The following is an 11,764-nucleotide window of genomic DNA, read 5'->3' as shown; positions in this document are numbered from 1 at the left end:
CCGTCTGGGCCATCGCCCAGACTCGCACGCCTCACCCCGCGCGTGAATCCTCCGTCCGCGTCAGTGCACTAGGCCAATCGAACCCTGCTCACTGGCGTCGAACGCCCACCAGCACGGCGACCACAACTGAGCCGGCAATCATCAGGGACAGCGCGAGCTGTTCTGCCGGGTCGTTCGTGAACGCGTGGGTGACGGCCGGACCAATTACCGCGCAAGCAGCGCCTGTGGCGCCAGCCGTAAGGTTGCGGGAGTTCATGGGCGTGCCTCGTCTCGTGCCGATCGCGGCGCGTAGACGGGCAACCCGCGAATCACCCAAAGAAGGTCTGCGCCATGATGGCGCGCACCTCGAGGACGCAGAGCCGACACGAAAGCCGATCGCGTTCCGTCGTGCGATTAGCATGGAGGCCGAAGCTCGGATCACGCTGGTCTGGGCTGGGCAGCAGGAACGAGAGTTGACTCGGCGAGGCGCCGAGCGAGTAGCAGAGGATGCGGGTCGCAGCCCAGCCGGCAGCCGAATTCAAAATGGAAGTGATCACGAGGAGGGTCCCTTAGCTTCCTCGTGGATACGCACTGCGGGATGGAATGCTGCAGTGCAACCGCGTCGCACCACCTTCCGCGAACCACTGCCGGCACATGCACGGGAGGTCCGACAAGAATGGTCCTCGGGCGCATAACCCTGGGCGGAACAGCCCGAGTGACTGGTCGCGCTGCTACCCTCAGCGTTACCCCAGCCGCTCAAGCCTGAACCCCGAAACCGAGCTAAGTGTTGGTGCGGACGGCGGGACTCGAACCCGCACAGCCTTGCGGCCGCAAGATTTTAAGTCTCGTGCGTCTACCGGTTTCGCCACGTCCGCATCCGCTCCTGCGGTAGCGAGAGCGGCTGCGCAGATCAAGCGACGCTCAGCCGCTCTCGGGGGTCCAGCCGTAGAGCCAGGCGTAGCGCTCGCGCATGCGGTCGGGTCCGAGGCGGCGCATCACGGCGTTGCGCACGAAGGCGGTGACGCCGCGCGCGTGATAAGTTCGGCCGTTCTGGCGCGCCGCGCGCTGCACCCGGCGGACGCGGCCTCGGCGGGCGCGGGCGTAGGCCGCGAGCGCGGCCGGCACGTCCGCGCCGGCGAGGCAGCGGGTCAGGATGGCCGCATCCTCGATCGCGAGGGCGGCGCCCTGCGCCAGGAAGGGCAGCACCGGGTGGGCGGCATCGCCGAGCAGGGCGATGCGGCCGCGCGCCATCGGGCGCGCGACGCGCCGCTCGACCAGGGACCAGACCAGCCAGGAATCCGGCAGGCCGAGGAGTTCCGCCAGCGGCGGCGCCGCATCGCGAAAATGCGCCCGCAGCACCGCGGGCTCGCCCAGGCGGCCCCAATCCTCGTCCCCCTGCCGCTCGGGCACGATCGCCACGACGTTGAGGCGCTGCCCGCCGAGGATCGGGTAATGCACCACGTGCCGGCCGCGCCCGAGCCAGAGGCCCGTGGCCTCGTCCTGAAGCTCGGCCGGTACCGCCTCGCGCGGCACCACCGCCCGCCACGCGCCCATGTGCCCCGCCGAGAGCGGCCGGGCATCGAGGTGCTGGCGGATGCGCGAGCGCAGGCCGTCGGCGCCGACGATGAGATCCGATGTCAGGGTCTCGGTGCGGCCGCCATTGACGCTCTCGAGGGTGAGGGCGGCGGATCCGTCCGTCTCGGACAGGCCGGTGACGTCGCGCCCCACCATGAGGCGGATGCGCGGGCGGCCCCGGACGGCGTCGAGAAGGAGCGTCTGCAGGTCGGCGCGGTGAATGACGTAGTAGGGCGCGCCGTAGCGCTCGCGGGCCGCGCTCCCAAGGCTGACGCCGCCGATCCGGCGCCCCGTATCGAGGGCGCGCACGATCACCCCCGGCGGCTCCGAGGCCGCCCGGCGCAGGGCGCCGCCGAGGCCGAGGGCGATCAGCACGCGGCTCGCGTTCGGCGAGAGCTGGAGGCCGGCGCCGACCTCGCTGAAGCCGGTGCGGCGCTCCACCAGCGTCACCGCGTGGCCGGCGGCATCGAGGGCGAGCGCGGCCGTCAGCCCGCCGATCCCGGCACCGACGATGGCGATGTCGAGGGCGCTCACGGGGCGCGGCGGTCCCGGCCTATTCCGCCGCGGCCTTGGTGCGGTCGTCCCAGACGCAGGTGTCGGGGTCGGCGTGGCCCGCCTTCAGGCTCGGCCGGTAGCGGTAGAGGGTGGAGCAGTACTGGCAGATGATCTCGTGATCGGCGCCCATGTCGAGGAAGACGTGGGGGTGATCGAAGGGCGGCAGCGCCCCGATGCACATGAACTCCCGCGAGCCCACATGGATCACCGCCACGCCGATGTCGTTGTGGAAATGCGGTACCGCCTTGTCAGCCATCGCGCCGTCCTGCCTTCCCGTGGCGCGGGCATTCGCCGCCGCGCGGGGTCCATCGTCAGATGCATCGTATCCGGGCCCGGGCGCCGGCGCCACGGGCGGCCCTGGCTCTAGCCGCTCGCGCGGCGCAATCCTAGTGCGCGTCGGGTCAGCCTCGGGTTGGCGTCACCGCGCCCAGCCCGTACATAAGAGAGGACCAAGCCGGCTTCACGAAGACTCCCGAACCCATGACCCAGCAAGATCAAGCGTCCGTACAGGGCGCGCGCCGCGCGCCCGAGCCGCCGATCCACGGCCCGGAGGATTTCGAGGGCATGCGCCGCGCCGGCCGCCTCACCGCCGAGGCCCTCGACCTCCTGATGGCGGCGGTGCAGCCGGGCGTGACGACGGAGCATCTCGACGCCCTCGCCTACACCTTCGCGATGGATCACGGCGCCTATCCGGCCTCGCTGTTCTACCGTGGCTACCCGAAATCGATCTGCACCTCGATCAACCACGTGGTCTGCCACGGCATCCCGAACGACAAACCCCTGCGCGAGGGCGACATCGTCAATCTCGACATCTGCCTGATCCTCGACGGGTGGCACGGCGATTCGAGCCGGATGGCCTATGTGGGCGAGGTGCCGCGCAAGGCGCAGCGGCTCTGCGAGATCACCTACGAGGCGCTGATGCGCGGCATCGCGGCGATCAAACCGGGCGGCTCGACGAACGATATCGGGCGGGCGATCCAGACCTTCGCCGAGGCCGAGCGCTGCTCGGTGGTGCGCGACTTCTGCGGCCACGGCCTCGGCCGGACCTACCACGACGCGCCGACCATCCTGCACTACGTCGAGCCGAGCTACGACGTGCCCCTGAAGCCCGGCCAGTTCTTCACCGTCGAGCCGATGATCAATCTCGGGCGGCCCGCCGTGAAGGTGCTCTCCGACGGCTGGACGGCGGTGACCCGCGACCGCTCGCTCTCGGCCCAGTACGAGCACACCGTCGCGGTGACGGAGACGGGCGTCGAGATCTTCACGGTCTCGCCCAAGGGGTTCCACCAGCCCTCGAACCTCCCCGCCTGAGGCCCCGGCGGTGAAGCGGCCGGAACCGGAACCCGATCTGCTCGGCGGGTCGGAGGCCGCGCCCGAGCCCGGCGAGGCGCCGCATTACCTCGGCCACCGCGACCGCCTGCGCGCCCGCTTCGCGCAAGGCGGCGCGGACGCGCTGCCGGATTACGAACTCCTGGAATTGGCGCTGTTCCGGGCGATTCCCCGGCGGGACGTGAAGCCGCTGGCCAAGGCGCTGATCCGCCGATTCGGGAGCTTCGCCGAGGTGATCAGCGCCGAGCCCGCCCGCCTCGCCGAGGTCGAGGGCGTCAGCGCCGGCATCGTCGCGGACCTGAAGCTGATCGAGGCGGCGGGCCATCGGCTGGCGCGGGGCGCCATCGCGGCGCGCCCGCTGCTGTCATCCTGGGGCGCCGTGCTCGAATATTGCCGGGCCACCATGGCGTTCTCGCCCCGCGAGCAGTTCCGCATCCTCTTCCTCGACAAGCGCAACCACCTGATCGCCGACGAGGTGCAGGGGCGCGGCACCATCGACCACACCCCGGTCTATCCCCGGGAGGTGGCCCGGCGCTCCCTCGAACTCTCGGCCACCGCCATCATCCTGGCCCACAACCACCCGTCCGGCGACCCGACACCCTCGACCGCCGACGTCAAGATGACCCGCGAGATCATCGCAGTCCTCGACCCCCTCGGCATCGTGGTTCACGACCACATCATCCTCGGCCGCGACGGTCACGCGAGCCTGAAAGGTCTGAAGCTTATCTGAGACCTTGAGGTCTAAACTGGACCGAGGGACAAAACTCCGGGCGAAATCCTGCCTCGCATGTAGCCAATGGCTTGGCGACGGCCGGATCGCGGCGTTTTACTCGAGTTTTTGCCTGCACGGCCATTCCCTTGCCAAGCTTCGGCGAGGTCCGCGCCGGGGCCCTGCGCGGGTCGCGCGCCGCCCTGTCTTTGCCTTTGCGTGGCGCGCCTCTTGCCTCTAGCGTGGGGTGTCAGGGAGGCAGGCGATGGCGCGAGTTGCGTTCGACGAGATGACGGGCCTGGAGGGCGGTGGGCTCAGTCCCGCAGCCGTGCGCGAGGCCTATGGCCAGCTCAAGGCCTGGCTCGATGCGACGCCCCCGGAGCATTTCAACACCCGCCGCAGCCAGGCCGAGCTGCTGTTCCGCCGCATCGGCATCACCTTCGCGGTCTACGGCGACAACGAATCGACCGAGCGGCTGATCCCCTTCGACATCATCCCGCGCGTGCTGACCAAGACCGAATGGGGCTTCCTGGAGCGCGGCCTGAAGCAGCGCGTCACGGCGATCAACGCCTTCCTGAGCGACATCTACGGGGCCCAGGAATGCATCAAGGCCGGCATCATCCCGGCCGATCTCGTCTACCGGAACGCCCATTACCGGATGGAGATGCGCTCCTTCCGGGTGCCGCACAACCTCTACGTCCACGTCGCGGGCATCGACATCGTGCGCACCGGCGAGAACGACTTCTTCGTCCTCGAGGACAATGCCCGCATCCCGTCCGGCGTCTCCTACATGCTGGAGAACCGGGAGGTGATGCTGCGCCTCTTCCCGGACCTGTTCTCCCGCCACCGGGTCGCGCCGGTCGAGAACTACCCGGATGCGCTGCTCGCCACCCTGCGCAGCCTGGCGCCGACGACCGCGACGCGCGATCCGACTGTCGTGCTGCTGACGCCCGGCCGCTACAACTCGGCCTTCTACGAGCACTCGTTCCTGGCCGACAAGCTCGGCGTCGAGCTCGTCGAGGCGTCAGACCTCTTCACCAAGGACGACGTCGTCTACATGCGCACCACCGAGGGGCCGCGCCGGGTCGACGTGATCTACCGCCGCCTCGACGACGACTTCCTCGACCCGCTGGTGTTCCGGCCGGATTCCATGCTCGGCGTGCCCGGCATCATGAACGCCTACGAGCGCGGGACCGTGACGCTGGCGAACGCCGTCGGCACCGGCATCGCCGACGACAAGGCGGTCTACAGCTACATGCCGGACATCGTGAAGTTCTTCACCGGCGAGGACCCGATCCTGCACAACGTGCCGACCTATCGCTGCCGCGAGAAGGAGGCCTTCAACTACGTGATGGACAACCTGCACGAGCTCGTCGTGAAGGAGGTCAACGGCTCCGGCGGCTACGGCATGCTGGTCGGCCCGCACGCGACGAAGCGGGAGATCGAGGAATTCGGGCGCCGCCTGCGGCACGCGCCGGAGGGCTTCATCGCCCAGCCCACCCTGTCCCTCTCCACCTGCCCGACCTTCGTCGCCTCCGGCGTCGCGCCCCGCCACGTCGACCTGCGGCCCTTCGTGCTCTGCGGCGCCGACGAGATCCGCATCGTGCCGGGCGGCCTCACCCGCGTCGCCCTGAAGGAGGGCTCGCTGGTCGTGAATTCGAGCCAGGGCGGCGGCACCAAGGACACCTGGGTCCTCGATGCCTGAGCGCCTGCTTAAATTTTCGGCAGGCGAACCTGCCGTGATCCGAGGCATTCCCTGATTTCGGTCGCGGTCGCGGCCGAAGCGTTCGTAGCGAAGATCCCATGCTCTCCAGGACTGCCGACAACCTCTACTGGCTCTCGCGCTACGTCGAGCGCGCCGAGTTCGTGGCCCGCATCCTCGACGCGGCCCACCGGCTCGCCTCGCTGCCGTCCGCCTATGGCGGCGGCGAGACCAACGAATGGGCTTCGGCGCTGGCCTCGGCCGGCGACACGGCGGTGTTCAAGCCGCTCTACGACGGGGTGAATGCCGACACGGTCAGCAACTTCCTGGCCTTCAGCCCGCACAACCCCTCCTCGATCCGGAGCTGCATCGAGACCGCCCGCGAGAACGCCCGCAGCGTCCGGACGGCGCTCACCACCGAGATGTGGGACACGATCAACGGCGCCTGGCTGGAATTGCGGAACTACGAGGGGCGCGACCTGAACCGGGAGGAGTTCTCCCGCTTCCTCGACTGGGTCAAGGGCATCTCGCTGACCTTCGACGGCTCGGCCTACCGGACGATGCTGCGCAACGACGCCTACTGGTTCACCCGGCTCGGCACCGCGATCGAGCGGGCCGACAACACCGCCCGCATCCTCGACGTGAAGTACCAGATCCTGCTGCCGGCCCACGAGAAGATCGGCGGCAGCCTCGACTACTTCCAGTGGACCACGATCCTGCGCGAGGTCTCGGCCTTCAACGCCTATCACTGGGTCTACCGGGAGAGCATCAAGCCGCTGCTCGTCGCCGACCTGCTGATCCTGAACCGGCAGATGCCGCGCTCCTTCAGCAATTGCTACGGCGTGCTGGTGGAACATCTCGACCTCATCGCCGATGCCTACGGGCGCCGCGGGGCGAGCCAGCGCCTCGCCAGCAACCTGCTGGCGCGGCTGGAGAGCGAGGACATCGACCGGGTCTTCGCCTCCGGCCTGCACGAGTTCGTCAGCGCCTTCATCGAGGAGAACAACAAGGTCGGCGAGGCCATCATCGCACAGTACCTCGTGTGAGGCGTCGGCCCGCCCCCTGTCGTCGGCCGCGGGGGTCGGCTACGCTCCTGACTCATATGTACCCCGTGATCCCGCAACGCGTTACGTCTGGTCTCGCGCCAGCGGAAGCGGCTCCAGACGGCAGTATCCAGGCATGCGCATCCGCGTCGTCCACGAGACCATCTACAGCTACGAGCAGCCCGCGCGGAGCCTGATCCAGGTCATGCGGCTGACCCCGCGCGACCATGACGGCCAGTATATCCGGCGCTGGCGCATCGAGCCCTCGATCGACGGGCGGCTGACCGAGCGCGAGGACGGGTTCGGCAACATCGTGCACTGGTTCACCCCGGACCAGCCGGCTGACGCGCTGGTGATCCGGGTCTCCGGCGAGGTCGACACCCACGAGAGCCACGGCATCGTGCGCGGCGGCGTCGAGCGCCTGCCCGACCCGTTCTACTTGCGCGACACCGACCTCGTGGTGGCGAGCCCGGAGATCCAGGTCTTCGCCGAGCGCATCGGGGCGGCCGGCGACCGGGCGGCCCTGCCCTGCCTGCACCGGCTGCTCGCAGGCGTTCACGATCAGGTATCCTATACGGCCGGCCCGGCGAGCGCGAGCACCACCGCCGCCAAGGCCTTCGAGGCCGGCAAGGGCGTGTGCCAAGACCTCACCCACATCTTCATCGCGGCCGCCCGCCACCTCGGTTTCCCGACCCGTTACGTCGCCGGCTACTGCTTCCGGGAGGAGAGCGAGGGAGAGGAGGAGACCGCCCACGCCTGGGCCGAGACCCTGGTGCCCGACCTCGGCTGGGTCGGCTTCGATCCGGCCTACGGCATCGGCACCTCGGAGGCCTACATCCGCGTCGCCATCGGCCTCGACTATCTCGGCGCGGCTCCGATCCGCGGCAGCCGCATGGGCGGGGGCACCGAAACGCTGGACGTGAAGCTGCGGGTGGAGCAAGCACAGGCCGCGAGCCAATCCTAGAGACGAAGACCCGCCCGGCGGCGTGTGCGGGTCACGAAAGTTGTGAGCCATGACCTACTGCGTCGGCGTCCTCGTTGAGGAGGGCCTCGTGATGATCGCCGATACCCGCACCAATGCGGGGCTCGACGACATCTCGACCTATCGCAAGCTCCATCACTTCAACGTCCCGGGCGAGCGGGTGATGATGCTCGCCTCGGCCGGCAACCTGTCGGTGACCCAATCCGTCCTGAGCCTGCTGTCGGAGGGCGTCGAGGGGGATGCGGGCGAGGCGAAGATGAAGCTCGTCGAGGCGCCGACGATGTTCCAGGCGGCCCAGCTCATCGGCCGGGCGATCCGCCAGGTCCGGGCGATCGAGAAGGACGGGTTCGAGGCGGCCAACCTGCGCTTCTCGGTCTCGCTGCTGTTCGGCGGCCAGATCGGCGACGAGCCGATGCACCTGTTCCTGATCTACTCGGCGGGCAACTTCATCGAGTGCAGCGGCGACGCCCCGTTCCTGCAGATCGGCGAGCACAAGTACGGCAAGCCGATCCTCGACCGCGCGGTGAAGTTCCAGACCGAGCTCTACGACGCCCTCAAGGTCGGGCTCGTCTCGATGGATTCGACGATGCGGTCGAATCTCGGCGTCGGCCTTCCGATCGACATCGCGCTGGTCCGCCGCGGCGCCCTCGACCTCGAGGTGAATCACCGGATCGAGGCCGGCGAGACCTATTTCCACGATCTGCGTGAGCGCTGGTCGGCGGCCCTGCGGGCGGCCCACCGGGCGATCCCCCGCCCGCCCTACGGGCCGGCTCCGAAGTAGCGCGCGTCCTCGGGGTCCGGGGCCTGCCCGGGATCCCAGGCCGCCAGCAGCGCCGCGGTCGCCCGCGCGGGATCGCAGGCCCGCATCAGGCCGCCCATCACCGCGAAGCCCGCCGCGCCCGCGTGCCGGCACGCCGGGAGCGCGCCGGGGGTGATCCCTCCGAGCGCCAGGACGGGAATACCCGACCGCGCGGCGGCGTCGAGCGCGGCCGGCCCCAGCGCCGGGCCGTAGCCCGGCTTGCTCGCGGTCTCGAAGATCGGGCTGAGGGTGACGTAGTCGGCGCCCGCCGCCCGGGCGATCTCGCCCGGACCATGCGCCGAGACGCCGATCAGCGCCCTCCCGGGCAGGGCGCGCCGGGCGCCGGCGATGGCCTCCGGCCCGCTGCCGCCGGGCAGGTGCACCCCGTCGGCACCGATCGCGGCGGCGAGGGCCACGTCCCGGCCGACGCTGAGGCGGCCGCCCGCCCGCCGCACTTGGGCGAGCAGGGCCTCGGCCAGATGGTGGCGCTCGGCCGCCGCGAGATCGGGCTCGCGAAACCAGATCCAGCGACCGCCCCCCGCCAGGATCCCCCGCACGGTCGCGGCGAGATCGGCGCAGGCGCGGCGGTCCGTCACCGCGAGGAGCGGCGACGGCAGGCTCACGAGCCGACGAGGCCGAGCTGCGGGCTCGACGGATCGGCCCGGCCCCGGCGGGGGATGCGGCCGGCAAGGTGGGCATGGCGCCCGGCCTCGACGGCGTGCCGCATGGCGCGCGCCATCCGGACCGGATCGTCGGCCTTGGCCACCGCCGTGTTGATGAGGCAGGCCGCGGCGCCGAGCTCCATGGCCACGACGGCATCCGAGGCGGTGCCGATGCCTGCGTCCACGATCACCGGCACGCTCGAGCGGCGGCAGATCAGCTCGATATTGGCTGGGTTCGCCACCCCCATGCCGGAGCCGATCAGGGAGCCCATCGGCATCACGGCGGCGCAGCCGATGTCCTGCAGGCGCTGGCAGACGACCGGGTCGTCGTTGCAATAGGGCAGGACCACGAAGCCGTCGTCGACGAGGTGGCGGCACGCCTCCATCAGCTCGGTGACGTCCGGGTAGAGGGTCTCGCGGTCGCCGATGACCTCGACCTTGATCCAGTTGGTGTCGAGGGCCTCCCGGGCGAGCTCGGCCGTCATGATGGCGTCGCGCGCGGTCTCGCAGCCGGCGGTGTTCGGCAGGAAGCGGCTGCCCTTGAGGATGCGCACCGTGTCGGAGCCGTGGCCCTGGAGGGAAACCCGGCGGATCGAGGCGGTGGCGACCTCGGCGCCGGAGGCCGCGACGGCGTCGCGCATGATCGCCTGCGTCGGGTAGCCGGCGGTGCCGATGAACAGGCGCGAGGTCAGGCGCACCCCCGCGATCACGAGGGCGTCGTCGTCGGGCGCGCGCAGCGGGGTGACGGTGTCGGTCGGGTTCATGGTCTCAGCCTCCCTGCATGGCGCGCACGATCTCGATCCGGTCGCCCTCGGCGACCGGGGTGGTCGGCCAGTCGCGGCGGCGCACCACGCGGCCGTTCAGCGCGATGGCGATGCCCTGCGGGCTCTCGATGCCGGTCTCCTCGGCCTCGATGCGGAACAGGGACTCGATGTCGGCGGCCTCGCAGGCGCGGGGCTGCCCGTTGACGGTCAGGTTCATGGCCGTGCTCTCACGCCGATGCTCTGACGGGATCGGGCCGGGCGAAGCGCGACAGGCCGAAGGCCTGGGCGAAGCCCGGCAGCGTCCCGGTGGTGAGGAGGTCCGCCACGGCGTCGGCGGTGGCGGGGTTCAGGAGGTAGCCGTTGCGGTGATGGCCGGTGGCAGCGACCAGGCCCGGGGCGATCTCGCCGATGATCGGCGCGTCGTCGTCAGAGGTCGGACGGTAGCCGCTCCAGACCGCTTCGACCTCCATCTCCTCGATCCCGGGCAGGACCCGGCGCGCGCCCTCGAGCAAGGCATAGAGCCCCCCTGCCGTGACGCCCGCGCGGAACCCGCAATCCTCCACCGTGGCGCCGACGATCAGATGGCCGTCGCTCTTCGGGGCCATGTGGACCTGCTCGGTCCAGACCATGTGGCTGAGCGTGCCGGTGCGTCGGGTCGTCCGGAGCGCGAGGGACTGGCCCTTGATCGGCCGGACCGGGAGAGCGAGGGATTCGGGCAGGAGCCCGCCCTCCCCGCTCCAGGCGCCGCTGGCCAGAACCACGCTCCCGGCCTCGATCGCGCCGGCGCCCGTGCGCAGGCCCGTGACGCGCCCGCCGGTCCAGTCCAGCGCCTCGGCCGTGCAGGATTCGACGACGATGACGCCCGCGCGGCGGCAGGCCTCGATCAGCGCCGCCATGACGAGGCGCGGATCGACCTGATGGTCGAGGGGACAGAACACGCCGGCCGTCACCGAGGGCCGCAGCATCGGCTCGCGCCGGCGCACCTCGGGCCCCGCGATCCACTCGGCCTCGACGCCCGAGCGGCGCTGCAGGTCGTGGCGGAAGCGCAGGCGCTCCACCTCGTCGCGCCCGATGGCGAGCACGAGGGTGCCCTCCTGGCGATAATCGATGTCGAGGCCGGAGGCCGCCTGCACGGCATCGCGGAAGGCCGGCCAGCGGCGCAGGCTCTCGAGCGCCAGGGGCAGGAGCCTGTCGGAGCCCGGCTCGTGCTCGGCGGCGGGCGCCAGCATGCCGGTGGCCGCGAGGCTCGCGCCGGAGCCGACCGTGCCGCGCTCGACCACCACAACGCTGCGGCCGGCTTCGGCGAGCTTCCAGGCGATGGACAGACCGATCAGACCGGCGCCGACCACGACGATGTCGGCGCGCGCCGGCAGGTCCGCGGCGGTCGCGGGCAGATCCGCCGCGGATGCGCCCGTGGGCGCCGCGCGGCGCAGTCCGATGGGGGAAGTCGGCACGAGTGCCAAGGAACGATCTCCGCGGTGGCCCGCAGAGATTGGTGTCCTGCAGCTTCTCTCGGAAGCAACCGGGCTTTCTCGAAACCCGCGGTCCAATCCCTACGCCGGTATGAGCCGGATCAGGTTCGAAGGATTTCCGCGCCGCCATCCGCGAACGGATGGCCCATCGGTTTCTCAGCCCCTTGCCGGGGATCTCCCTGGAACGCCCATA

The 11,764-nt window shown here is 70.5% G+C and carries 14 protein-coding genes, 1 tRNA gene and 1 riboswitch; of the genes, 6 read left to right on the top strand and 9 right to left on the bottom strand.

Going from position 1 to position 11,764, the window contains the following annotated elements; genetic code table 11:
- Nucleotides 1–88: 88 nt before the first annotated feature.
- From F6X51_RS28080 to F6X51_RS20595, 5 genes are all read right to left on the bottom strand, one after another.
- Nucleotides 89–256: a hypothetical protein gene (locus F6X51_RS28080; RefSeq protein WP_191970192.1), complete on the bottom strand. Its 168-nt coding sequence runs from the start codon at nucleotides 254–256 to the stop codon at nucleotides 89–91.
- 52 nt (nucleotides 257–308) lie between these two features.
- Nucleotides 309–536: a hypothetical protein gene (locus tag F6X51_RS20610; RefSeq protein ID WP_150965551.1), complete on the bottom strand. Its 228-nt coding sequence runs from the start codon at nucleotides 534–536 to the stop codon at nucleotides 309–311.
- A gap of 231 nt (nucleotides 537–767) precedes the next feature.
- Nucleotides 768–854 (bottom strand) — tRNA-Leu (locus tag F6X51_RS20605).
- Between the two features lie 46 nt (nucleotides 855–900).
- On the bottom strand, nucleotides 901–2,088 hold the full coding sequence (locus F6X51_RS20600; protein ID WP_150965550.1) for an FAD-dependent monooxygenase: 1,188 nt from the start codon (nucleotides 2,086–2,088) through the stop codon (nucleotides 901–903).
- A 19-nt stretch (nucleotides 2,089–2,107) separates the two neighbouring features.
- Nucleotides 2,108–2,365, bottom strand: coding sequence for a zinc-finger domain-containing protein (locus tag F6X51_RS20595; protein ID WP_150965549.1), 258 nt, complete (start codon nucleotides 2,363–2,365; stop codon nucleotides 2,108–2,110).
- A 224-nt stretch (nucleotides 2,366–2,589) separates the two neighbouring features.
- Between F6X51_RS20595 and map the strand changes: the two genes are divergently transcribed.
- From map to F6X51_RS20565, 6 genes are all read left to right on the top strand, one after another.
- Nucleotides 2,590–3,420 (top strand): type I methionyl aminopeptidase, encoded by an 831-nt coding sequence (map, locus tag F6X51_RS20590; RefSeq protein ID WP_150965548.1) that lies wholly within the window; start codon nucleotides 2,590–2,592, stop codon nucleotides 3,418–3,420.
- Nucleotides 3,421–3,430: 10 nt separating this feature from the next.
- Entirely contained in the window at nucleotides 3,431–4,168 is a 738-nt protein-coding gene (radC, locus tag F6X51_RS20585; protein ID WP_150965547.1) for a RadC family protein, read from the top strand.
- 244 nt (nucleotides 4,169–4,412) lie between these two features.
- Nucleotides 4,413–5,852 carry a circularly permuted type 2 ATP-grasp protein gene (locus F6X51_RS20580; protein WP_150965546.1) on the top strand — a complete coding sequence of 480 codons (1,440 nt, stop codon included), beginning with the start codon at nucleotides 4,413–4,415 and terminating at the stop codon, nucleotides 5,850–5,852.
- 98 nt (nucleotides 5,853–5,950) lie between these two features.
- Complete coding sequence (locus F6X51_RS20575; RefSeq protein ID WP_150965545.1) at nucleotides 5,951–6,895, top strand: alpha-E domain-containing protein; 945 nt, start codon at nucleotides 5,951–5,953, stop codon at nucleotides 6,893–6,895.
- A gap of 133 nt (nucleotides 6,896–7,028) precedes the next feature.
- Nucleotides 7,029–7,856 carry a transglutaminase family protein gene (locus F6X51_RS20570; protein ID WP_150965544.1) on the top strand — a complete coding sequence of 276 codons (828 nt, stop codon included), beginning with the start codon at nucleotides 7,029–7,031 and terminating at the stop codon, nucleotides 7,854–7,856.
- A 49-nt stretch (nucleotides 7,857–7,905) separates the two neighbouring features.
- Nucleotides 7,906–8,655 (top strand): peptidase, encoded by a 750-nt coding sequence (locus tag F6X51_RS20565; RefSeq protein WP_150965543.1) that lies wholly within the window; start codon nucleotides 7,906–7,908, stop codon nucleotides 8,653–8,655.
- On the opposite strand, the gene F6X51_RS20560 is transcribed toward F6X51_RS20565, so the two are convergent.
- The 4 genes from F6X51_RS20560 to thiO are packed head-to-tail and all read right to left on the bottom strand — an operon-like array spanning nucleotide 8,634 to nucleotide 11,562.
- Entirely contained in the window at nucleotides 8,634–9,296 is a 663-nt protein-coding gene (locus F6X51_RS20560) for a thiamine phosphate synthase (RefSeq protein WP_150965542.1), read from the bottom strand. The genes F6X51_RS20565 and F6X51_RS20560 overlap by 22 nt on opposite strands.
- Nucleotides 9,293–10,099: a thiazole synthase gene (gene thiG / locus F6X51_RS20555; RefSeq protein WP_150965541.1), complete on the bottom strand. Its 807-nt coding sequence runs from the start codon at nucleotides 10,097–10,099 to the stop codon at nucleotides 9,293–9,295. The genes F6X51_RS20560 and thiG overlap by 4 nt, the downstream gene beginning before the upstream one ends.
- 4 nt (nucleotides 10,100–10,103) lie before the next feature.
- Entirely contained in the window at nucleotides 10,104–10,316 is a 213-nt protein-coding gene (thiS, locus tag F6X51_RS20550) for a sulfur carrier protein ThiS (protein WP_150965540.1), read from the bottom strand.
- Between the two features lie 10 nt (nucleotides 10,317–10,326).
- Nucleotides 10,327–11,562, bottom strand: a complete 1,236-nt coding sequence (gene thiO, locus F6X51_RS20545) for a glycine oxidase ThiO (RefSeq protein ID WP_407658656.1) — start codon at nucleotides 11,560–11,562, stop codon at nucleotides 10,327–10,329.
- A 69-nt stretch (nucleotides 11,563–11,631) separates the two neighbouring features.
- Nucleotides 11,632–11,761: riboswitch (TPP riboswitch) on the bottom strand.
- Nucleotides 11,762–11,764: the final 3 nt, after the last annotated feature.

Source organism: Methylobacterium planeticum (assembly GCF_008806345.1).
Taxonomy (GTDB): Bacteria; Pseudomonadota; Alphaproteobacteria; order Rhizobiales; family Beijerinckiaceae; genus Methylobacterium; species Methylobacterium planeticum.
This window is presented reverse-complemented; position numbering and strand designations above follow the sequence as displayed.